Below are 21,792 nucleotides of genomic sequence, written 5' to 3'. Positions count from 1 at the left end.
TTTCCCCTCGCGCTTATTGCTCGTTGCCGTCGCCGGATTCGTTGCGCTCGCCACGATCCGCTTCGCCAGCGCCGCCCGTGTTGCCCGCGAGCGCCTGCAATTGCTGCGTATTGGCCAGCACCTCGCTCAGCAGGTCTTCGAGCTTGTCGTTGCCGGCGAGCTTGTTGCGCAGGTCCGCGAGCTTCGAGCGTGCCTCGAGCAGACGACGCAGCGGCTCGACCTGCGCGACGACTTCGTCGGGATTGAAGTCGGCCATCGAACGGAAGCGCAAGTCCACGGCGAACTTGCCGCCCGCCTCGCTCAAGCGGTTTTCGACCTGGAACGCCGCGCGCGGTTCGATGCCCTTCATGACGTCGTCGAAATTGTCACGGTCGATATTGACGAACTTGCGGTCGCGCAGCCGCGGCTGTTCGACTTCCGACTGACCCGCGAGATCGCCCATCACGCCGACTACGAACGGCAGTTCCTTCACCTCAATCGCGTCGCCGAGTTCGACTTCGTACGTCAACTGGACGCGCGGCGGCCGCACTTTCTGCAAGCGCTTCTGAATACTTTCTTTCTTGGCCATCGAGGGCTCCCCTGTTCGAGTCGTTCAAGACCTGTTGTCGGCAATTCACCGCCGTGCGGTTCAGCGCAGTGCGCTGAACGGATCGGACGCACCACCGCTTGCCGCCGCTTTGGCCGGCGCCGCTTTGGCGGGCGCGGGCGCAGGAGCCGCAGCCGCGGGGGCTGCGGGCGCGGACGGTGCAGCCGGCGCAGCCTCGGCTGTTTCAACGGGCTTCGCCGCCGGCTTCTGCACATGGCGAACGATGCGGCGCTTCTTCGGCGCGGGCTTATCCGCCTGCTCGGGCGGGAACAGCGAATCCTCGCCGAGCGTGTCGCGCAACTGCTTCGCGAGCGCCTGCGCATCGGACTTCGCATCACCCTGTAGCGAGGCATCCTGGCGCAGTTCGCCAAGCGACTGCGTCGCGACGCGCAAACCGGCCACGGCCAGCACGCTCTTCGCGGCGCGGTCGGTCTGATCGCGCTGCAGCGCTTCCTGCGCCGCCACGATGGCTTGTCCATAGTGTTGCTGCTGGAACTGGATCTGCGCGATGCGCGACCACGGTTCTTCGCGCGTGGGATCCGCAGCGGCGAGTTTCTGGTAAAGCGCGATCGCGCGATCCTGATCGCCGCCCTTCGCCGCGGTATCGGCGTCGGCTAGCGCCTTGTTGAATGCGTCTGGCGATGCCGCGAGATTATGGTCCTGCGTAGCGCAGCCCGCGATTACCCCGCATGCCAGCACCACCCCGGAGAGCCTTGAAATGACCCGGTTTATCATTCTTTCACCAGCGTGTAATTATTAATTCGATGGGAGGGAACTAGAGTTTTGCTTTAGCTCTAGCGCGCGGGTATAGTACAGCCCAAATTTTGATAATTCAACTTCTTAATGTAATGCGCCGACACTAAATAGCTTCTTTGACACGGGGTTTACTGCCACAAGAAATTCATACAGGAAAGAATTTCTCACTCGTGCAATTGAAAACACGAGCGAGCCGGAAAAGTTTGCCGCATCACTTAATCAACCGCTTATCGGCGCCACGCGGGGTTAAACGCGTCTTTATGCGGATAGCATTATCCGGATCGCATATCACCACTTAACGGACCCCGGGCATTCACGCCTGGCCAACAAATAATGAATGCGCGTGTTATTCGTTTCGCATCGATCCTCATCGTCGCGGCGCAACTCGCCGGCTGCGCGGCGGCCGTACCGGCGCTCGGCAGTGCGGCGTCGGCCGCTTTGCAACTCGCGGGCATCGGCAAGCCCGACGTGCCGGACAGCCAGAAACCCCCGCGCGACCTCGGTATCACGCTGCTTGCCGCGCAAAACCTCAACGCGGCGACCGACCGCAAGCCGCTTGCGCTCGTCGTGCGGCTATACGTGCTGAAGGACCCTACGTCATTCCAGCAGGCGCCGTTCGATACGTTCACCGACCCCGCAAAAGAAAAGAGCGCGCTGGGCAGCGACTTGCTCGGCGTGCGCGAAGTGACGCTCATTCCGGGCCAGAGATATAACGCCACAGAAAAGGTTTCACGCGAGGCGCAAGCCTTCGGCATCGTCGCGCTATTCCGCGATCCGGCCATGCAGCGCTGGAAGTTCGCCTTCGATCCTGCGAAATCCGAGAAATCCGGCATAATGGTCGGCCTGCATAACTGCGCAATGACCGTCACGAGCGGCACGGTGATCTCGCCGGACCAGGGATTACCGCCGCAGCAGCTGAATCTGCTTTCGTCGGTGACTTGCGGGTGAATAAAGGGCAAAGCACCAGGCAGAGTAACGAGCAAGCGGGATATTTAACAATTTCAGTCCGCCGATCGCCGGCGCGAGCGGCACGGGCCGAATCACGCATATAGCCGATTTAACATGAGTTATTCCTCGAAAGTGCTTTGGGGAGAAGGCCTGTTCCTCAGGCCTCAGCACTTCCAGCGGCAGGACGCCTATCACGAAGCGCGCCTCTTCGAATCGATCCAGGCCATTGCGCCGTACAACTGGGGCGTGCGCACCGCGCGGCTCGACCACGACGCACTGGGCAGCAACATGCTGCGCATGAGCGAACTCGCGCTCGTGTTTCCGGACGGCACGCTCTACAGCGCGCCGCAGGCCGACGACCTGCCGCCGCCCGTGGCGCTCGACACGCTGCCCGAGGGCATCAACGAATTCACGTTCTACCTGGCGCTGCACCAGATGCGCGAAACCGGCACGAACTACGCGCCGGATCGCAACGACGGCTTCGTCACGCGTTACGTGAGCGAGCAGGCGAGCGTAGCCGATCACTACACGGACGCCGCGCAGGCCGACGTGACGTTCCTGAAAACGAACGTCAAGCTGATCGCGCACAGCGAGCCGCGCGATCAGTTGCTCTCGGTGCCCGTCGCACGCGTGCGGCGCACTGCGACTTCGGGATTCGAGGTCGACGAAAGCTTCGTGCCGCCGAGTCTCGCCATCGAAGCGTCGCCGCTCCTGCACCAGCGTCTGCGCCGCCTCATCGACGCGCTGCAGGCCAAGGTCAATGCGCTCTACGGCTTTCATCGCGAGCCGACCAAGAACATCATCGAGTTCCGTTCGGGCGACATCGCCTCGTTCTGGCTGCTGCATACGGCGAGCGGCGCGTTCGCCACGCTCGCACATCTCTATCAGCATGCGGCGCTTCACCCCGAGCGGCTCTTTCACGAGCTGCTGCGCCTCGCGGGCCAGCTCATGACGTTCTCCAAGGGCTACGCGCTGGCCGACCTGCCGGCGTACCGTCACGACGATCCCGGCCCCGGCTTTGCGCGCCTCGATACGATACTGCGCGACCTGCTCGAAACGGTGATCTCCACGCAATACTTCGCCATTGCGCTCGAAGAAGTGCGTCCGTCGTTCCATATCGGCCGGCTCGATTCGGGCAAGATCGACGACAAGACCACGTTCTATCTCGCGGTTTCGGCAGACATGCCCGCCGTCGACCTCGTCGAGGCCGTGCCGGCTCGCTTCAAGGTCGGCGCGCCCGACGACGTCGACAAGCTCGTGCTCTCGGCCATGCCGGGCGTGCGGCTCGTCTACACGCCCCAGGTGCCGCCCGCCATTCCCGTGCGGCCCGGCGCATGCTATTTCGCGTTCGAGGCGCGTAGCGCGCTTTATGAGCGCATGGTGCAGGCGCAGTCGGCCATGGTCTATGCGCCCTCGGGCATCAACGATCTCAAACTCGAACTGATCGCGGTGACGTCATGAGCAACGCCCCTTCCCTTTTCGGCGACGCGGCGCCGCCCGTGAATCACCCCGCGCCTGCCGCGGAGCCCGCTTACCAGGTGCGCTCGCTGCTCGATTTGCTCTACGACGGCTTCTTCATGCTGTTCCTGTTGAAGAACGGCCGCGAGCCCGGCGACGCCAGCGAATTCGGCGCGCGCGTGCAGCAGTTTCTGGGCGATTTCGAGCGCGGCGCGAAAAAACTGAACGTCGCGGCCGAAGACGTGTACGCGGCCAAGTTCGCGTTCTGCGCCGCACTCGACGAATCGGTGCTGGCGTCGTCGTTCCGTATTCGCGCCGAGTGGGAACGCCGCCCCTTGCAGCTCGCGCTCTTTGGCGAGCAACTCGCGGGCGAGAAGTTCTTCCAGTATCTCGAGGAATGTCGCGCACAAGGCGCGCCGCGGCTGCAGTCGCTCGAGGTCTTCCATATGTGCCTGCTGCTCGGATTCCAGGGCAAGTACATTCTCGAAGGGCCGGAAAAGCTCGCCTATCTCACGGCGCGCCTGGGCGACGAGATCGCGCATATCAAGGGCAAGCGCGCGGCCTTCGCGCCGCATTGGCCGCTGCCCGATCAGGTTGCGCACCGCCTCAAACGCGAGGTGCCGCTGTGGTCCATCGGCGCGGTGTTCGCGCTGGTGGGTCTGCTCGCCTGGCTCGGCCTCAGCACCTGGCTGCGCGACAACACGGTGCACATGCTCGCCCCGTATACGCAACTCATCAAGCTCGGGCCGCAATCGGCAAATTTGACGATCTCGCTGCCTTGAGCGTTCGAAAGGGGCGTGGCGTGCGGCCCGCCCCTTTCGCACCCAATCAACGCAAAAAGCAAAACCACCGCCGCAGCGGATATTTCGAAGCAACTGCAGAGTAGCCGGATTGACGCATTGTCGATACGAACAACTAAGCAAATCATAATTCGTTGGTTTGCCTGGAATCGTTGCAGATCGACAATCATCGAGCATCGTCAATCCACTACCCTGCTCGTTGCCGAGTCTCCGCTCATGAAGGCGTTCTCCCCGAAAATCCGTCGGCGCTCCGCCGGAACCGTTCTGCTTGCCGCGTGCGCCGCTGCGGTCCTGGTACTTCAGGGCGGTTGCAAGCCGCATGGGGAGCAGGCGCAAGACGCGTCTGTCACGACCCGACAAGCGCCGGCGCAGCAGCAAATCACCTACTTCAAGTACCCCGACAATCCCGCGTTCGACCTGGTCTATCTCGCCGACAAGCTCGGCTACTTCGACAACACGAGCACGCGGCCCAAATATGTCGGCAAGATTTCCGCGCCGCAGATCATTCCGCTCGTGGGCACCGGCGATATCGATTTCGGCACGCGCATGGTGCCGCTCGTCATCTCCGCGATTGCCAGCGGCGCCGATATCAAGGTCATTTCCGCAGGCGGCGAAACACTGCCCGACGCGCCGCACATGAAGTATTTCGTGCGCAAGGATTCGGGCATTCTCGGTCCGAAGGACTTCGAAGGCAAAACGGTAGCGTTCAATAGCTTCGGCGCGTGCGCGGAGTTCGTGACCAAAAAGTATCTGGCGCAACACGGTGTGAATGTATCGAAGGTGAACTGGCTCGTCGTGCCCGACAATCAGTCCGAGCAGGCGCTCGTCACGAAGAACGTGGATGTCGCGATCATTCATCCGCCCTTTTCCGGCTCGGCGGAGGCCGATCCGCAACTGCGCAAGCTGTGGAGCGACTGGGACGAGGACCACGGCCTTGGCGGCATGGCGCCCTATAGCGTGAACGGCGCGTTTGCTCGTGCCCACCCGCAGGCGGTGCGCGACTTCGTCACGGCCATCGCGAAGGCGGGCAACTGGGTCAATGCGCATCCCGACGAAGCGCGCAAGCTGACGGCCGAGCGGCTCGGCATCGACGTTCGGCTCGTGGAGCGCTATGCCTACGTGAAGGATCTCGTGGTCACGGAGCCGCCCATCCAGTACTACATCGATATCCTCGAAACGGCAGGCAGGATTCCGAAGGGCAAGGTCAACGTCAAGGATGTCTACACGAACGACTTCAATCCGTTCGCGAAGCACGAGGCCCAGGCCAGCGCGACGATTTTGCCGAACGGAACACGCTCGTGAGCATGGCAACTGCGCTACGCGAGAAGATCGTCGCGCGCGATCTCTCCCTCACCTATAGCAACGCGCAAACGGACACGCACCATACGGTCCTCAAACGCTTCGATCTCGCCGTACGCGAAGGCGAATTCATGGCGCTTTTGGGGCCGAGCGGTTGCGGCAAGTCGACCTTCCTCAACGTGCTCGCCGGCCTCACGCTGCCAACCTCGGGCGATATTCGCGTGGACGGCGACCCCGTGAGCGCCGTGCGGCAAAAGCTCGGCTTCGTGTTTCAGGGCTACGCGCTCTTTCCGTGGCGCACCGTGCGCAAGAACGTGGAGGCGGGACTCGAAATTCGCGGCATGAAACGCGTCGAGCGGCGCAGCGAGGCCGAACGCTTCTTGCGCCTCGTGGGCCTGCTGGAATTCGCGAATCACTATCCGCATCAGCTTTCCGGCGGCATGCGCCAGCGCGTGGCCATCGCGCGTGCGCTCGCTTATGGCCCCGAGATCCTGCTGATGGACGAGCCGTTCGGCGCGCTCGACGCACAGACGCGCGAATTGCTTCAGCAGGAACTGCTCGCGATCTGGGAGCAAAGCGCCACGACCGTCGTGTTCGTCACGCACAGCATCGACGAGGCGATCTTTCTCTCCGATCGCATCGCCATTCTTGGGCGCGGCCCCGGACGCGTGAAAGAGATCATCGACGTCGACCTGCCGCGCCCGCGCGACGCCGCGCTGCGTCACTCGGCGGCGTTCGTCGCGCTGCGTCAGCGCGCATGGGCGAGCCTCAGCACGGAACTCGACACGCGACTCGACGCACAGCCGCAAACCCATGCATTGACGGGAGCCGATCATGTCCGATTCGATGTCTGACTCGATGTCCAACCCGGGCGCGGTCCGCGAATCCTCGCACAGCGTTCAGCGCGCGCACACAGCTTCATCTTTCGCGCGCCTTTACGTAGGCGTGGAGCGCTCCCTCGCGCTCGCCGCCTTCCTCCTGTTGTGGGAGTTGCTGCCCCGGCTCGGCGTGGTCAACGCGGCTTACCTGAGCCCGCCTTCACAAGTCGCCCTCGCCATCGCGCGGCTCTTCGAAAACGGCGACGCGTGGACCCATATCGGTGCGAGCGCCGTGCGCTCCATCAGCGGTTTGCTGCTTGCCGTGGCCGGTGGCATTGCATGCGGCTTCCTGCTGGGATGGTTCAAGCGCGTCGAACGCGTCGTCGATCCTGTCTTTCAACTGCTGCGGCAGGTGTCGGCGTTTGCGCTCTTTCCCGTTTTCATGTTGTTTCTCGGCATCGGCGAGTCGTCGAAGATCGCCATTGTCGTGTGGGCCGCGTTCTGGCCGGTGCTGCTCAACACCATTGCGGGCGTGAAACAGGTCGAGCGCGTGCTGATCGACTGCGCGCGCTCGATGGGCGCCTCGCAGCGCTTTATCGCGACGAAGGTCGTGCTGCCGGCTGCGTTGCCGCAGATCCTCACAGGCGTGCGTCTGGCGGGCGCCTACAGCATTACGGCGCTGGTGGCGGCGGAAATGATCGGGGCACGTTCGGGGCTCGGCTTCTATACGCTCAATTCGCAGGAGACGTTTCAGATTCCCGATATGTACGCAGGCATCGTGCTGCTCGCCATATTTGGACTGCTGATCAATCAGGGCCTGTCGATACTCGAACGGCAACTGCTGCGCTGGCGCGTCGGACTCGCGCAGAATGGCTAGGAACGCTGAGCTCGACGCTTCGGCAATTCCGCGGCGCCTGCGCTGGCCCGCCACCGCGCTAACGGCCACGTTCGCAGCGCTCGCATTACTCGCGCTGCTCGCGTGGGCGCTGAACCGCGAGTTGCCACGCGCCCTTGCCGAAAGCGACCTGCCTTTCGCAGCCGCGGCAGCACGCGGCGTGCTGATCGTGGCGGTGCCCCCGCGCCCCGCGCCTGCGCTTTATGTCGGCAAGGTCGACCGCGCGCTGCGCTCGCCCGACCCGTTCGCGGCGGCGCTCGCTTCGGACCTCGCTCGCCGCGCAGGGCTGCCTGTGCAGTTCCTGCTGGCCCAACCGGCCGCCGCGCGTGCCGCGCTGCAGGCGGGCAAAGCCGATGCCGCCATTGCCGGCCTGGACTTCTCGCCCGACGCGCGGGTCGCGTTCGCACCGGCTTCGTATTCGAGCGGCCGTGGCATGGCGCTCGTGCTGGATCATGGCAACGTGCGGACATGGCGAGACCTGAGCGGCCGCGCGATTTGCGCATCGCAAGGCAACCCTTATGCACGGCGCGCAGCGCGCGAGTACCACGCGAACCTGCGCGGATTCGACCGGTCGCTCGATGCGCTGCTGGCGTTCCAGGCGGGCGATTGCGCCGCCCTTGTCGACGACGAATTCGTGATCGAGGCGCTGCTCAAGCAGGCGGACTGGTCCTACTATCGCCCGCTACCCGGAACCATCGCTGCGCAGGCGGCGTTCATCGCCACGCGCGCGGGCGACGCGGCAAGCGCGGTCTTTGTCGGCAATACGGTGGCGCAGTGGCAACGCAGCCGCTGGCTGGCGACCGTGCGCAAAGATCAGGCAATCAGCCTCGCGTTCGACATGTTCAACGCGGAAAACGACCTGTATTGCCACTAGCTGCGCCGCCTGAGTTCTGCCACGCGCAGCTGGCAGCTTTTCAACAGGCACGCCTTGTGGCCGCACGCATTGCGCGAGTTTCGAATCCATGCCCTTGCTCTGCCCTTAGCCGGTAACGAAAGCGGCGCTCGCGCAAAGCTTCAGTAGATATTGAACTCCATGGCGCGCAAGACGCCAGGCAGCACGAGTAGCGCAGCCGATAGCCACGCACGCGCGAGGCGGTGCAGAGTCGTCGAATCCTGGGCGTTACGCACACACGCCTCTAAACGGAACCCGGTCTAGAACCCGCGCCTCAGGTACCGGTCGCGCATTGGGTCGGGCGTCTTCTGCGTGAGCCGCAAGATGCCCTGATCGTCGAAGTAGAAGTGAAACATCATGTAGTCGATGTTGTTCGCGATGTAGCGGTAGGACCAGACTTCCCGCTGCATGCGCGAAAAGTAGGCCGTCTCCGCGGGCCGGCCGAAATTGATCAGGACATCGTTGCGTGTCCACTCGTTGACTTTCGCCCGATAGAACTCGCTCTCCTGCATGACCTGACGCACACTCACGACCTTGCCGCTCGCGTCGATGTCGGCGACGGTGTTCGTCGACCCCATCGGCTGGGTCGGCCACATGAGACGTTTGCCGCCGTCCGGCAGGTTATAGGTTTCGCGCGGCGGCCCGAGACGCGCGATCAACGCAGACTGGTCGCTGCCCGGTTCGATGCTTTGCCACGGCTGGGCGCAACCGGCCGCGAGCAGCACCGCGGCGGCGAGCCACGCGCGCTTCACGAAATTGGACAGAGACCCCATTCACGCACCCCTGAGTAGCGAATCTGGCGAGCAACACACGCAGATCATGGCGGCCGTGGCGGATGCGGACAATCAGACCTTGGTCCTACCGGCAAAAGCCGGCGCTCCGCGGAGGCCGGCCACGGCGTGTGCAATACTGGTGCAGCATGGTTGCACGCCCCGAACGGGTTGCCAGCGGCGTTTACACGCGACCTCTGCTTTCGGGGCGATCGCGTGGAAGCGATCTGGCCAGTCGACGCACGCGGTCTTTCCCGATGACGCTCCGATGCCGCAACGATCGCTGCGGCATCCGCTTTTACGTCAAGCGCCCACAAATCTGAAAACCGACACCGCCTGCTGCAACTGCGCCGCCTGATCGGCCATCGAGCTTGCCGCGGCAGCCGCCTGCTCGACCAAGGCCGCGTTTTGCTGCGTGACCTGGTCCATTTGCGCGACCGCGCGAATGTCGGCGACGATGCCGGTTAGCTGCGCACGCATCTCGCCGAGCGCGTACAGCAAGCTGCTCGTATCGCCAGCATGCGTTGCTATGGATACCGAAAGATCGTCAGCCGCGATACGGCCCGCGATTTCCATGGCGTGAGCCGGCTCGCAGCCCAGCTGGCGCGAAAGCCGCTGCGAAATCAACCACGCCAGCAATGCGCCTGTCGCGACCGCACCGAGCAGCATCGCCACGATGAGGGTGCGCAAATGCTGGAATTGCACCGTGGCTTCGGTCTGCGCACTCTTGGCCTCGCGTTGCAGCGAATCGATCAGCGCGGCGACGCTGTCTCCCAACGCGACACTCGGCGCAATGGCGCGGCGTACGAGCTCGGCGTTGTCCACACCTGCCGGCACGGGTGCGAAACCGATCTGCTGATGCATGCTGTCAGCAGCTTTTTGAACACCGTCATGCGATCGAGCCATCTCATGGCTGTCCCCTTATTCGATTCCGCTTTATGTGTATCACGGCGAGCGAAAGCCTCGACGCAAGCGCGCCAAGCTTGATGCAATCCCCCCACCACGGGCAGGAGGGCAACGGATATAGGGAGAATCAGCCAGCGCTTCTAGCGGTGTCAGCGGAGTTCTGCTAACCCGCTGCGCGCGCCGCATTTCGAGGGGGACGTGACATCCATGACGCTGAGAGCCCTCAGTTTCCAGCCTGCTGCGCGCTGCCCGGTACGAGCTTCAGCGTATGCACCACTGCGCCCGGCAAGAACGGCGCCGCGTCGCCATGCACCCACGTTTCATGCCCCGCGAGGAAATACGGCGACATGGGATTGCCCGATTGCCCGCCCGGCATCTCGAAGATGCCGTCCTGTTCGCGCCCCGGCGACACCGCGAAACGCTCGGACGCGCCGAATGCCCGGGCCTGCACGCGCGGCATGTTGATGTCGCCCGGGAGCGGGTCGTGCGGCGCGCTGAGCCAGCCGCGAACCCACGGCAGCCATGCCGGCACCATGCGCGCGAACGGATGCGCAATGGTCGAGCGGTTGCGCTCGCCCCAGCGCGCCTCTTCGAGCGTGGTGCCCTTGGGCAACCGGGCGATCGTGTGATCGATGCGGTCCAGCATGAACGCGCGCCAGTCCGCGAAGCCTCCCGGTATCCACGCGCGATGGTCGGCCAGCGTCTCCATCGTCGCTTCGTAACGCGAGTTCGCCGCGCGATAGCTGAGGTCCGGCGCAATCGCGGCCATCTGTTTGTCAAGTACCCCGAACCATGCTTCGTAGAGCGAGTCGTAGAACGCGCGCACCAGCCGGTAGCCGACAGCATTCACATCGGCGCGGCCATCCCACGCCTGAACGAGGCGCTGGAATTCGGCGCGTTGAGGATGGCCGTCGAGCGCGCGTGCATCGAGCGCGTCGAGCGCAACGCGTCGCCAGTACTCGATCCAGAACGCGCGATCGTCGGTCTGCACCGCGAGCATGTCGCGCTCGCTCGCGTGCGGCAGCGCGAGCAGGTCGTTGCGAATCTGCGTGGCGCGCGCGCCGAGATCGGTGCCGGCATCGCCGATTCGCGCCACTTCCTCCAGCGGCAGGGTACGGTTATTCGCGGTCCAGATGCGGCCGGCCGGCGGATCGACGCGCACCGGATACGCATCGGGCGTCCGATATCCTTGCCAGCCGGCGTACGTCCCTGAGAGGTACGGCATGCTCGCGAGCGCGGCCGCCTGACCGCTCACTTCAGCGTCCGCATTAGCATCCGCGAAGCGCGGCAGCGGCCCGGCGAGCGTCCAGCCGATATGGCCTTGCGCGTCGGCCACCATGAAGTTCTGCGTCGGCATGCCGAAGGTCTGCGCGGCATGCAACGCGTCGGCGACGTTCGTGATGCCTTCGAGCCGCATGAAGTTCATGTTGGTCGCCTGCGGGTCCTGCGCGACCCAATGCAATGCATACGCGCGCTCGCCGGCCACAATCTGTGGCCCCCAGCGCGTTTGTACGACCGGCAGATCGACGCTCGCGCCGCCGTTCACGTCGAGCCGCTCGTGGATCACCTGCGCGCGCTCCCATCCGCCGCTCGGGACGCGGTAGCGCAGTGGATCGGCCGGATCGCGTTGAAGTTCGACCAGATCGACGAAGCGCCCATAGCTGTTCGTGAAGCCCCAGGCGATATGGCCGTTGCTGCCGGCCACGACGAACGGTGTACCCGGCAAGCTGACGCCCGTGATGCGCCGCTCGCCGCCTTCGGGCGCAGGATAGACGAGCGAGATCCGGTACCAGATGTTCGGCAACGACAGGCCGAGGTGCATGTCGCTCGCGAGCAGCGCGCCGCCGTGTGCGCTGTGCGCGCCGTCGACCGCGAAACCGTTGCTGCCGACCATCGAATCGACCGCGCTCCCGCCGCCCGCGAAGCCGCTCACGAAACCAGGCAGGCCGGCGACAAGTACGTTGGCCTCCGGTTCGGCATCGACGGCGGACCGCGTTGACGGGAGCCATGACGGCGGCGCGGCGGGCAGCGCCGCCGGCGGCTGCGCCAATGGGCGCTGCCCGTCGAGCGGGGCGTCCCAGTGGCTCGTCTCAGGCAGCAGGAACGCAAGCAGATCGGCCGGCACGCGCTCGCGCAACGCCGCGCGAGAGAGTACGCGCCTCACCTGGTCATACTGAAGATCGAAGTACATCGCGTACACCGCGAGCACTGTGTCTTCGGGACGCCACGGCGCCGGTTGCGCGCGCAACAGCCAGTATTCGAACGGCCGCGCGCGAAGCGAACGCAGGCCGTCGTTGACACCCGCCGTGTAGCGCTCGATCAGCTCCCGCTGGTCGGCGGAGAGCGCGGCGAGCGCCGCCTGCGCGTGCTCGCGAAAGCGCAAGGGCCGGTCGCGTCGGTCCAGCGGCAGCGCCGCCGGGCCGATGAGTGCCGCCATTTCGCCAGCGGCGACCCGGCGCAGCAAATCCATCTGGAAGAAGCGGTCCTGCGCGTGAAGGAAACCGCTCGCATACGCAACGTCGCCACGCGTGTCGCCCTGCACCGTCGGCACGCCGAGCGCATCGCGCCCGATCGTTACCGGTGCGGAGAGCGGCACGGCACGCGTGCCGTCCAGCTGCGGCAAGCTGCCGCGCAATGCCAGCCAGCCCGCCAGCACCATGGCAGCCAGGACGATGCTGACGGCACACAGCAAAATCAGCGGCCACGCACGGCGCCGCTTTGGCGGGAAAGGACTCGAACGGGTCATGGAGGAGCACGCAGGTCGTTGTGTTCAGCGCTTCCAGGCGCGGCGACCGGATCGGCCGGACGCCGTACGACCATAGCATGACCCTGTGGCAACAACACGCAGGGAGAGCGACGCGGCCTTCTACCTCTTCACCGCCCTTCCTGGGCGCGACAGTCTGCCATCTGCCACCGTGCCGCGGAAAGAACACAATCTCGATATTGCGTTCCGTCCGAGATCGCGCGGGGGCGACATCATGGCAAAGAAGTTTCCGATTCACCCGCTGCGCCCCGAGCGCCTGTGCTGGGGCTGCGACCACTACTGCCCGGCCAACGACATGCGATGCGGCAACGGCCAGAGCCGCACGCAGCATCCGGCCGAACTGCTCGGCGACGACTGGCTCGAACAGGGCGACTGGGGTATCGAAGTCGACGCGTCCGGCAAAAGCGTCACGCCTTGACGCGCGAAATCAACCGCGCAATCAGATATGAATGCCGCCAGCCACCTCGATGCGTTGCGCGTTCACCCAGCCAAAGTCATCCGATAGTAGACCGGCAATCACCGGCCCCACGTCCGTCGGTAATCCCACGCGGCCCAGCGCGGTATGTTCCGCCACTGCCTTGTTGACCTCAGGATTGTCCCGCACGATACCGCCGCTGAAGTCGGTGGCAATGGCGCCCGGCGCCACGACGTTGACCGCGATCCTGCGCGGCGCGAGTTCGAGCGCCATATAGCGCGTGAGCGCTTCGACAGCCGCCTTCATCGGGCCATAAATCGAGCGGCCCGGGTACGCGAAGCGCGCAAGGCCCGAGGAGATGTTCACAATCCGGCCGCCGTCATGAATGAGCGGCAGCAGCTTTTGCGTCAGCAGGAACGGCCCCTTGAAATGCACCGCGAACTGCGCGTCGAGCTCCGATTCGGTGCCCGCTGCGAGCGTGGCCGTCGATGAGATACCGGCGTTGTTCACCAGATAATCGAAGCCCGTTGCATTGAGCGTCCCAAGCGCCTCTCGCAGGCGCGCGACGAAGTCGTCGAACGCGCCCGAATTCGCGATATTCAACTGCAGGGCAATCGCCCGGCCGCCCGCTTGCGCGATCTCGGCAGAGACCTTCTCCGCCTCGTCTCGATTGGTGTTGTAGGTGAAAACCGTATGGACGCCGCGGCTTGCCAGCCGCAGCACCGTGTCGCGACCGATCCCTCGGCTGCCTCCGGTGACGACCGCGATTTTCGGGCCCGACTGACTGCCGTTGTTCGTTGCCATTTGGCACCTCTCGCTGAGTTGGATAGCGTCGATTCTGCGCCTGACGTCACCAGCGAGTGAATACCCGAATCTCCCCGATTCTTGCCTAATCCTGCTTCGCTGACTAAGATGGACCGTCGCGCACTTTCCGTCGCGCGTTTCTTATCCAGCCCCCATGACAAACGATCTGGCCGCCGCCCTGCTGCGCTACACGCAAACACAGCCGGGCACGAGCCCATACAGCACCGCTGTCGACGGACTGCTCATCCTGCGCTCCGACCATCCCGCGCCGCCCACGTTTCGCTCGGCGCGGCCGGCTTTGTGCATCGTCGCCCAGGGCGCCAAATGGGCCAGTTTTGGCGGGGAACAACTGGAGTATCGCGCCGGTCAAGGGCTCGTGGTCGGCGTGGAAACGCCGTCGCGGGGCCGCGTGTTCGAGGCGAGCCCGGACAAGCCTTGCCTGGTTCTGATTCTCGAGCTGGACCTGGCCATGTTGCGCGCCGTGGCAAAGGAGATGTCGCCTGCGCCCGTGCCGGCGGCGGACGCAAGCCGCGGCGTGTTCGTCGCGAACTTCGACGGCCCCCTCGCCGATTGCGCGCTGCGCGCCGTGCGCCTGCTGGACACGCCGGACGCCATCGGCATGCTGTATCCCATGCTGATGCGCGAGATCTGCTACTGGTTGCTAAGCGGTCCGAACGGTTCGGAAATCGCGAGGCTGGCGTCGACGGAAAGCCCTTCTCACAGCCTGCTGCGCGCGGTGGAAAACTTGCGTGTGCGGTTTGCCGAACCCGTGCGGGTGGAAGACCTGGCGGCAGTCGCCCAGCTCAGCGCTTCGGCGTTCCACCGGCAGTTCAAGGCGCTGACCGGGCTGCCGCCCCTTCAGTACCAGAAGCAGTTGCGGCTGCTGGAAGCGCGCAGACTGCTGCTTTCGCTGTCGATGAGCGTACAGGCCGCCGCCTTCGAAGTGGGATACGAGAGCGCCTCGCAGTTCAGCCGCGAATACACGCGAATGTTCGGAGCGCCACCGAAAAAAGACTCGACTCAAGCGAAGACACTGCGCGAGGCCGCGTAGCACGCTCCGCTGACACGCGGCGCGAGAGCGGTGCATCCGCTCTCGCGCCGTGCACACGTCACGCAGGACGCGTCACATCACTTGCCATACACGTCGAAGTCGAAGTACTTCTTCTCGATCTTCTTGTACGTACCGTCCTTGATGATGCTGGCGATCGCGCCGTCGATCTTCGTCTTGAGCGCGGCGTCTTCCTTGCGCAGGCCGATGCCGGCGCCGTTGCCGAGCGTTGCCGGATCGTCGAGGTCGCCGCCCGCGAAGCTGTAGCCCTTGCCGCGCGGCGTCTTCAGGAAGCCCACGTCGGCCTGCACGGCGTCTTGCAGCGCGGCGTCCACGCGGCCGGCCAGCAGGTCCTGATAAACCTGGTCCTGGTTCTGGTAAGGCACGACCTCAACGCCTGCCGTTGCCCAATGCGCCTTTGCGTAGGCCTCCTGAATCGTGCCCTGCTCCACGCCCACGCGCTTACCCTTGAGCGATTCGGCGGTCGGCATGATGCCCGAACCCGTCTTGGCGACGAGACGCGTCGGCGTGTTGAACAGCTTGTCCGAGAACGCGATCTGCTCTTTGCGCGCCGGGGTCATGGACATCGACGAAAGCACGCCGTCGAACTTGCGCGCCTTCAGCGCCGGGATCATGCCGTCGAAGTCGTTCTCGATCCAGACACATTTGGCATTCAGACGGTGGCAGATCTCGTTGCCGAGATCGATGTCGAAGCCGACCAGTTTGCCGTCCGGCGCTTTCGATTCGAACGGCGGATAGCTTGCATCGACACCGAAGCGAATGGTGTCCGCCGCAAAGGCGCCGACGCTGGCCGTGGAGGCGATCAAGGCAATAGATACGGCTGCAAACAACTTTTTCATGGGATCCCCTCGGTTCTGGATATCAAGGTGGTCAAGAACATAAACACCGCCCGCATGGTTGCGGCGCGGACATTCCCTCGCGGCGCACGCCGCAAACGTGATCGACGCTGCGGGTGCACCTGCGCCCGGCAAGGTAGCAGTCCAGAATACGCGCGTCGAGTCGTCAAAAACAGGCGGAAACACCTATGGCAGGGAAGACCCTAAAGGGGTTGAAAGCGGCAGTCGAAGACTTACCCGAATGTCCAGTTGCTCTTGCCGGCGCGAGCCGCGCGCCGGTTGGGCAGTTCCGTCATGTCGTCGATCAGGGCGCGTTGTGCTAGATGTTCCGGCTGATGGCGCATAGCGTACCGATCACGGCGCCGCCTTGCGCGCAGACCGGTGCGCTCGCATAGGTGCAAATCCCGAGTTCGGAGGCCGCCCGCGAATCGCCCCGGATATCCTTGACGTTGCTGACCACGCGCCGCCCGCTTTCCAGACTGCGCTTGCAGAGGGTGTCGAACCACTGAACCTGCGGGCCCTCCATGATCTGCACGTCGCCGTCGTTGCGCGAATAGAGGACGGTCTGCACCTCGCGGCTGAAGTCGACCGAGGCGCCCGTCAGTTCGTCGATCGTCGCGAGTTTTTCCATGCGCCCAGGTATCCGGTCGTGAGCGAGCATCACCATGCCGATAGACATGCAAGGCAACGTGACGATCGCAAGGCCGAGCAGCACCACGTTCCAGGGCGACGGCTGCACCGCCACACGGCACGCATGCCAAAAAACTGGCGCGTGCCCTGCAGGAGCAGCACGACGACCAGCGAAAGCAGATTGAAAGAATCCAGGCCGCGTGTGGCGCATATCGCTTAAGCGTCGGGGACGCATCGTATCCCAGGTTTGGCCCGAATCCATGCAATCCGGATCGATCCGGTCGACTTCGCCCGCTCGAACCCGCGAATCGAAACTCGAGGGCCGGCAACAGTCGGGCGCATAGCGCGAAATCCGCGAAGGATCGACGCTACACTAAGCGGCACCCGCGGACTCTCCAGACGAGGTACTCGCCATGCCAGCACCTGACGTCAGGCGCTCAATGCGACTTGTTTGCGCCTTGCTTTGTGTGCTGTTCTGGCTTGGCGGCTGCGCGGGGTTGACGGGAGACCCGCTGCGGGTCAACGTGGCGGGGCTGGAGCCACTCCAGGGCGAGGGGATGGAAATGCGCTTCAACGTGAAGTTGCGCATCCAGAATCCCAACGACACGCCGGTCGAATTTAGCGGCGTGTCACTGCAACTGGACCTGAACGGTCAATCGTTCGCGAGCGGCGTAAGCGATCAAAGCGGCGTCGTGCCGCGCTTCGGCGAAGCGGTGATCATCGTGCCGCTGACCGTGCCGGCACTCTCCGCCGTCCGGCAGGCTTTCGCCTTTGCGGGCAGCGCACAGGCCGGCAACATTCCCTACGAAATACGCGGGCGCCTGGCGGGCGGCATCGGCGGCGGCACACGCTTCGTCGATCACGGCAACCTGTCGCTGCCAACGCAGGGCCTGTTCGGCCCGTGAACGGCGCCAGCGCGCCGGCCGGGCGTGTCGCAGCTTGCTTCGGCGCTCAAACGTCACGGCCCTCGACGCCGAGCGCCGGACGCGCTTCGTCCGGCGGAAAGATGTACCAGCTGCCGTCGTCGTGACGAAAGAAGAACATGCCCGATTCGCCGACGGCGCCGACCGCGCTGACATAGACGCACGACCGATGCTTCCTCGCACCCTGCGCAACACGCGTCACATGCACTTGCGTGTCCGGCCGCAAGAAGAGCCATTTATCGGCCATCGCTCGCAATGAGCGTGATTTCCTGCGCATCGTCGTTTCCCTCCCAACTCGCTCCGATGTTCCAACCCGCGGCATCCCCATTGATACGGTGCATCGGGCATGCCGGCATGATCAGCCAATCGGACTTCGGATACCTTTAACTTCGCATCGCATGTTCCTGCGCCCCGCGCTTTTCAGGCATCGAAATAAGTCAGGCCCGACGTGCCTTTCACCTCGGAAAGCGTCGCCCCGGCGTGCAGCGCAACGCGCAGGCCGGCTTCGATCGGCATCTCGCCAGGCCTACCGGCCTTGATCTCGCCAGGCCTACCGGCCTTGATCTCGCCAGGCCTACCGGCCTTGATTAGCTCACCGCCGCGCTGATGCTTGCGCGCGAGCGCTGATTCGCCCGTGTTTCATCGATCGCTGCACTGCGGGCATTCGCGTTGCTCCGCCGTCATTGCGCAAGTGGAGCGCGCAAACTCAATGACCCACCCTGAGCACACAGGAGCACGATCATGGACACGAGACACGCACACGCCATCGCGAACGAGGTCGCGGGAGAAGCGCAGCACCTGGCCGGCCGCATGCTGCGCGACCCCGCCATGGGCCTGGCCGGCAAGGCAAAGGTGCTGTACGGCAAATCCCAACAGGCCTTGAACGATGCGGCCGACGCAACACGCGACAACGTCGCCGACAAGCCCATGACCGCGCTCGGGCTCGCCGCCGCTGTCGGCTTCGCGCTCGGCGCGGCATGGGTCTTGAACCGCAATAAATCCGAAGGCTGAAAGCCAACCCCGGCTCGGGAACGCTTTATGCGCGTGGTCGTGAAATCGCCTCACTGATGCGAATCGTGTGTCATCGCGAGGCGTAGTCAGGAGCTCCGCCCATGACGATCGGCTGTCCCGAATGCGGCGCCCTCGAGGACATCCCTCCGCTCGGCCCGCGCATGCTCGCGCGCTGCAGGATCTGCCACTACCCGCTCGAGCGGCGCAGCGGGCGCAGCATCACCGCTTCGCTCGCCTGCGCCATCACGACCTTCGTCCTGCTGTTCCCCGCCAACCTCGCGCCGCTGATGACGGTGCACATGCTCGGCGCCGATCGTTCATCCGTTCTCGCGTCGGGCATCGTGTCGATCTGGCGCGACGGCTGGCTCGCGCTCGCGCTGTTGCTCGGCGCATTCGGCATCGTGCTGCCGTTCGTACGCTTCGGCCTGCTCATGATCGTGCTGGGACTGCTCGGCTTCGGTGTGCGATTCAGGCATATCGGCACGCTCTTTCGCTGGTCCATCGCGCTCGACATCTGGGCCATGCCCGACGTCTACCTCGCCGGTTGCCTCGTCGGCTATGCGCGCGTCACGCAGAACCTCACGGGAACGATCGGGGCGGGCGGCTACTGTTTCATCCTAGCCGCGCTCATGTCGATGCTCACGCGCGCCTCGCTCGATCGCCGCACCGTCTGGCGCGCCATCGTCCCCGACCAACAGGCGCCGCACGGGCATGGCGCGCTGTCCTGCCCCGTGTGCGACCTCGTCGTGCCCATTTCGCATGAAGGCCGGCCATGCCCGCGCTGCGGCCTGAAACTGCGCGCGCGCAAGCCGGACGCCGTGGTGCGCGCGGCCGCGCTCACGCTCGCGGCGCTCGTGCTCACCGTGCCCGCCAACTTCTATCCGATGACCATGTCGCGGCAACTCGGGCATTACGACTCGCACCGCATCATCGACGGCGTCTATCAGCTCTTTCACGTCGGACTATGGCCGTTCGGCATCCTGATCATTGGCACGAGCATCGTCATTCCCCTTGCGAAGCTCGGCGGCATGGCGTGGTTCATCACCTCGGTCTTGCGCCATTCGCGCCGGCACCTGCGCGCCAAGGCCCATCTTTATCGCTGGATCGACGAACTGGGCCGCTGGTCGAACGTCGACGTCTTCACGATCGCGGCATTCGTGCCGCTGATCCACTTCGATGGCGTGGCGGTGGCGAGACCCGACACCGGCGCGACGGCGTTCGCACTCGTCGTCTTCTTCACGATGCTGGCCTCGCGCAGCTTCGACCCGCGCATGATGTGGGACGTGCATAGGCGGAGAAAGCCATGAGCGGCCCGCATCGCCATCGCACGCAAGCCGAAGTGCGGCGCAGCGCCTGGCCCGGCTGGATCTGGGCCGTGCCGATTGCCGCCATCGGCGCGACGGGATGGCTCGGCCTGCGCGCGCTCGTCCATGACGGCGAGACGGTTGTCGTGACGTTCGACAATGCCTACGGCATGAAGCCCGACGACACGATCGTCACGCTGCACGGCGTGAAAGTGGGCGCCGTCTCGGACGTGTCGCTCGCGCCAGATGGTCAGCATGTCGAAGCAAAGCTCCGGATCGACCGGGCGGAGAATCCGTATTTGCTCTCGGGCACGCGGTTTTACCTGCGCGGCGCGAAGGTGGATTTGAGCGACCCTGCCTCGCTGAAGGCCATGCTTTCGGGACCCGAAATCGTCATGGAGCCCGGTCCCGGCAAACATGCCGACCACTTCGACGGCAGCGATCGCCGGCCCCCGCTTGCGCCCGAACACGGTCCGATGGTGCGCTATGCGGTGCGCTTCGACGGCGCGGTCGGCAACCTGGAGACCGGCTCGGAAGTGGACCTGCGCGGCTTTCCCGTGGGGACCGTCACGAGCGTGCGCCTGAGCTACGACGTGCGCACTGGCGCGCTGAGCACCCCGGTTCAACTCGCGCTGGACCCGTCGCAGCTTGGCATCGTCGGCGCACCGCCGCCCGCGGACGGCAACTGGCGGCCGCTCGTCGACGGCATGCTCGATCACCTCGTCGCCGACGGGCTGCGCGCGCGCCTTTCGCAGGACCCGCCGCTCCTCGGGCCGCGCAAGGTCAATCTCGACTTCGTTGCGGGCGCAGCGGGCGCGACGCTCACCGCCGACAGCGGGCTCCCTGTGATCCCGAGCGTCGCCCCCGCCGATTTCGATACCATGACCTCGCGCGCCGGCGAGGTGATCCGGAAGATCGACGACCTGCCGATCAAGCAAACGGGCGACGAAGTGCGCAGCATTGCCGCGCACGTGAACGCCATCAGCGCCTCGCCGCAGATCCGCGACAGCCTCATGCATATCGACCGCTCGGTTGCGCAAATCGATCAGACGCTCGCGCAGGTGTCGCCCAAGATCGGCCCGCTCGTCGCGCAGCTGCGCGAGACGGCGAACGAAGCCGATCGCACCGTCGCGGCGGCCAATCGCACGCTGGGCGCCGACGCCTCGAGCCAGAACGACCTGCCCGCCGCGCTGCGCGAGCTGACGGATACCGCGCGCTCGGTTCGCGCGCTAGCCGACTATCTCGACCGGCATCCCGAAGCGCTGCTGCGCGGCAAGGCGCAGGAGGAGAGCCAATGATGCGCCGCCAAGCGAGCCGGGCTTCGATCGCGCGACTGCTAGATGCGGCCGTGCTCGCGGGCATCGGCGTCGGGATCACCGCATGTGGCCACAGCGCACCCACGCGTTACGTCACGCTCAACGCGACGCCTGCGCAAGCGCCGCTTGCCACCGCCGCCATGGCGCCGGTGCAGCTGGGCGCCGTGCATATTCCCGCCGTGCTCGACCGGCCCGAAGTGGTGACGCATGTCGCCCCCAACCGGCTCGCCGTCGACGACAACGACCGCTGGGGGGCGCCGCTCGGGCAGATGATGCGCAGCACGCTCGCGCAGGACCTGCTGCCGCGCCTGCCGCCCGGCGCATTCGTTTTTCCGGACGCGCCCGCGCCCGCCGGCACGCGCACGCTCGTCGTCACGGTGCTCGACTGCAACGCGAGCGCGGGCGGCACGCTCACGCTGCAAGTGGCGTGGACGCTGCTCGCGGGTCAGCCCGCACGAACCACAATGAGCCAGGAGGCGGCGCTAAGCGCACAGGTCGAAGGTCACGATGCGGCCGCGCAAGCCGCTGCGCTCAGTCGCGTGCTCGGCGAACTCGCCGACCGGATCGCCGCATCGATCGCCGTGCGCTGACA

The 21,792-nt window shown here is 65.0% G+C and carries 22 protein-coding genes and 1 pseudogene; 14 read left to right on the top strand and 9 right to left on the bottom strand.

The features are described 5' to 3' along the window. Window positions 1-13: 13 nt before the first annotated feature. Complete coding sequence (tssB, locus tag AB3X99_RS29010) at window positions 14-568, bottom strand: type VI secretion system contractile sheath small subunit (protein WP_342948797.1); 555 nt, start codon at window positions 566-568, stop codon at window positions 14-16. A gap of 60 nt (window positions 569-628) precedes the next feature. Next, window positions 629-1,321: a tetratricopeptide repeat protein gene (locus AB3X99_RS29005; RefSeq protein ID WP_368618861.1), complete on the bottom strand. Its 693-nt coding sequence runs from the start codon at window positions 1,319-1,321 to the stop codon at window positions 629-631. A gap of 354 nt (window positions 1,322-1,675) precedes the next feature. Here AB3X99_RS29005 and tssJ point away from each other — a divergent pair, with 354 nt between their 5' ends. From tssJ to AB3X99_RS28970, 7 genes are all read left to right on the top strand, one after another. Beyond that, the gene (tssJ, locus tag AB3X99_RS29000; protein WP_342948796.1) at window positions 1,676-2,290 is read left to right on the top strand and encodes a type VI secretion system lipoprotein TssJ; all 615 of its coding nucleotides are present in this window, start codon (window positions 1,676-1,678) and stop codon (window positions 2,288-2,290) included. 114 nt (window positions 2,291-2,404) lie between these two features. Further along, window positions 2,405-3,751, top strand: a complete 1,347-nt coding sequence (gene tssK / locus AB3X99_RS28995; RefSeq protein ID WP_069266632.1) for a type VI secretion system baseplate subunit TssK — start codon at window positions 2,405-2,407, stop codon at window positions 3,749-3,751. Then, window positions 3,748-4,530 carry a type IVB secretion system protein IcmH/DotU gene (gene icmH / locus AB3X99_RS28990; protein WP_069266633.1) on the top strand — a complete coding sequence of 261 codons (783 nt, stop codon included), beginning with the start codon at window positions 3,748-3,750 and terminating at the stop codon, window positions 4,528-4,530. The genes tssK and icmH overlap by 4 nt, the downstream gene beginning before the upstream one ends. Window positions 4,531-4,764: 234 nt before the next feature. After that, on the top strand, window positions 4,765-5,850 hold the full coding sequence (locus tag AB3X99_RS28985) for an ABC transporter substrate-binding protein (protein WP_368618860.1): 1,086 nt from the start codon (window positions 4,765-4,767) through the stop codon (window positions 5,848-5,850). A 2-nt stretch (window positions 5,851-5,852) separates the two neighbouring features. Beyond that, window positions 5,853-6,701: an ABC transporter ATP-binding protein gene (locus tag AB3X99_RS28980; protein WP_368618922.1), complete on the top strand. Its 849-nt coding sequence runs from the start codon at window positions 5,853-5,855 to the stop codon at window positions 6,699-6,701. Next, on the top strand, window positions 6,682-7,542 hold the full coding sequence (locus tag AB3X99_RS28975; RefSeq protein WP_368618859.1) for an ABC transporter permease: 861 nt from the start codon (window positions 6,682-6,684) through the stop codon (window positions 7,540-7,542). The genes AB3X99_RS28980 and AB3X99_RS28975 overlap by 20 nt, the downstream gene beginning before the upstream one ends. Then, a complete protein-coding gene (locus AB3X99_RS28970) occupies window positions 7,535-8,434 on the top strand; it encodes a transporter substrate-binding domain-containing protein (RefSeq protein WP_069266634.1) in 900 nt (299 codons plus the stop codon). The genes AB3X99_RS28975 and AB3X99_RS28970 overlap by 8 nt, the downstream gene beginning before the upstream one ends. Before the next feature lie 278 nt (window positions 8,435-8,712). On the opposite strand, the gene AB3X99_RS28965 is transcribed toward AB3X99_RS28970, so the two are convergent. From AB3X99_RS28965 to AB3X99_RS28955, 3 genes are all read right to left on the bottom strand, one after another. Then, a complete protein-coding gene (locus tag AB3X99_RS28965; protein ID WP_368618858.1) occupies window positions 8,713-9,225 on the bottom strand; it encodes a hypothetical protein in 513 nt (170 codons plus the stop codon). Between the two features lie 300 nt (window positions 9,226-9,525). Then, the gene (locus tag AB3X99_RS28960) at window positions 9,526-10,086 is read right to left on the bottom strand and encodes a hypothetical protein (protein ID WP_368618857.1); all 561 of its coding nucleotides are present in this window, start codon (window positions 10,084-10,086) and stop codon (window positions 9,526-9,528) included. 265 nt (window positions 10,087-10,351) lie between these two features. Continuing rightward, window positions 10,352-12,874 (bottom strand): penicillin acylase family protein, encoded by a 2,523-nt coding sequence (locus AB3X99_RS28955; RefSeq protein WP_368618856.1) that lies wholly within the window; start codon window positions 12,872-12,874, stop codon window positions 10,352-10,354. Between the two features lie 232 nt (window positions 12,875-13,106). On the opposite strand from AB3X99_RS28955, the gene AB3X99_RS28950 reads away from it, so the two are divergent. Beyond that, the gene (locus AB3X99_RS28950) at window positions 13,107-13,310 is read left to right on the top strand and encodes a DUF3079 domain-containing protein (RefSeq protein ID WP_342948789.1); all 204 of its coding nucleotides are present in this window, start codon (window positions 13,107-13,109) and stop codon (window positions 13,308-13,310) included. Between the two features lie 21 nt (window positions 13,311-13,331). Here the strand turns inward: AB3X99_RS28950 and AB3X99_RS28945 are convergent, their stop codons facing one another. Further along, window positions 13,332-14,111, bottom strand: coding sequence for an SDR family NAD(P)-dependent oxidoreductase (locus AB3X99_RS28945; protein ID WP_368618855.1), 780 nt, complete (start codon window positions 14,109-14,111; stop codon window positions 13,332-13,334). Window positions 14,112-14,265: 154 nt separating this feature from the next. On the opposite strand from AB3X99_RS28945, the gene AB3X99_RS28940 reads away from it, so the two are divergent. Further along, complete coding sequence (locus AB3X99_RS28940) at window positions 14,266-15,162, top strand: AraC family transcriptional regulator (RefSeq protein WP_368618854.1); 897 nt, start codon at window positions 14,266-14,268, stop codon at window positions 15,160-15,162. 77 nt (window positions 15,163-15,239) lie between these two features. On the opposite strand, the gene AB3X99_RS28935 is transcribed toward AB3X99_RS28940, so the two are convergent. Both AB3X99_RS28935 and AB3X99_RS28930 read right to left on the bottom strand, forming a co-directional pair. Beyond that, a complete protein-coding gene (locus AB3X99_RS28935) occupies window positions 15,240-16,019 on the bottom strand; it encodes an ABC transporter substrate-binding protein (RefSeq protein ID WP_069266641.1) in 780 nt (259 codons plus the stop codon). Window positions 16,020-16,611: 592 nt separating this feature from the next. Further along, window positions 16,612-16,755 (bottom strand): annotated as a pseudogene (locus AB3X99_RS28930) (GGDEF domain-containing protein); the annotation flags it as partial. Between the two features lie 331 nt (window positions 16,756-17,086). On the opposite strand from AB3X99_RS28930, the gene AB3X99_RS28925 reads away from it, so the two are divergent. Further along, window positions 17,087-17,551, top strand: a complete 465-nt coding sequence (locus tag AB3X99_RS28925) for an LEA type 2 family protein (protein WP_069266643.1) — start codon at window positions 17,087-17,089, stop codon at window positions 17,549-17,551. A 46-nt stretch (window positions 17,552-17,597) separates the two neighbouring features. Here AB3X99_RS28925 and AB3X99_RS28920 read toward each other — a convergent pair whose 3' ends face one another. After that, window positions 17,598-17,846: a hypothetical protein gene (locus tag AB3X99_RS28920; RefSeq protein WP_069266644.1), complete on the bottom strand. Its 249-nt coding sequence runs from the start codon at window positions 17,844-17,846 to the stop codon at window positions 17,598-17,600. Window positions 17,847-18,310: 464 nt separating this feature from the next. Between AB3X99_RS28920 and AB3X99_RS28915 the strand changes: the two genes are divergently transcribed. The 4 genes from AB3X99_RS28915 to AB3X99_RS28900 all read left to right on the top strand — a co-directional run bounded on the left by AB3X99_RS28915 (window position 18,311) and on the right by AB3X99_RS28900 (window position 21,790). Then, window positions 18,311-18,580, top strand: a complete 270-nt coding sequence (locus AB3X99_RS28915; RefSeq protein WP_069266645.1) for a CsbD family protein — start codon at window positions 18,311-18,313, stop codon at window positions 18,578-18,580. 101 nt (window positions 18,581-18,681) lie between these two features. Next, window positions 18,682-19,887, top strand: coding sequence for a paraquat-inducible protein A (locus tag AB3X99_RS28910; RefSeq protein ID WP_368618853.1), 1,206 nt, complete (start codon window positions 18,682-18,684; stop codon window positions 19,885-19,887). Next, entirely contained in the window at window positions 19,884-21,182 is a 1,299-nt protein-coding gene (locus tag AB3X99_RS28905; protein ID WP_069266647.1) for an MlaD family protein, read from the top strand. The genes AB3X99_RS28910 and AB3X99_RS28905 overlap by 4 nt, the downstream gene beginning before the upstream one ends. Beyond that, window positions 21,182-21,790, top strand: coding sequence for a membrane integrity-associated transporter subunit PqiC (locus AB3X99_RS28900; protein ID WP_083245426.1), 609 nt, complete (start codon window positions 21,182-21,184; stop codon window positions 21,788-21,790). Before AB3X99_RS28905 ends, AB3X99_RS28900 begins: the two co-directional genes overlap by 1 nt. Window positions 21,791-21,792: the final 2 nt, after the last annotated feature.

Source organism: Paraburkholderia sp. BR10882 (genome assembly GCF_040948855.1).
In the GTDB taxonomy this organism is placed as follows: Bacteria; Pseudomonadota; Gammaproteobacteria; order Burkholderiales; family Burkholderiaceae; genus Paraburkholderia; species Paraburkholderia nodosa_A.
Note: the sequence above shows the minus strand (reverse complement) of the source record. Positions and strands in the feature narration are given on the sequence as shown.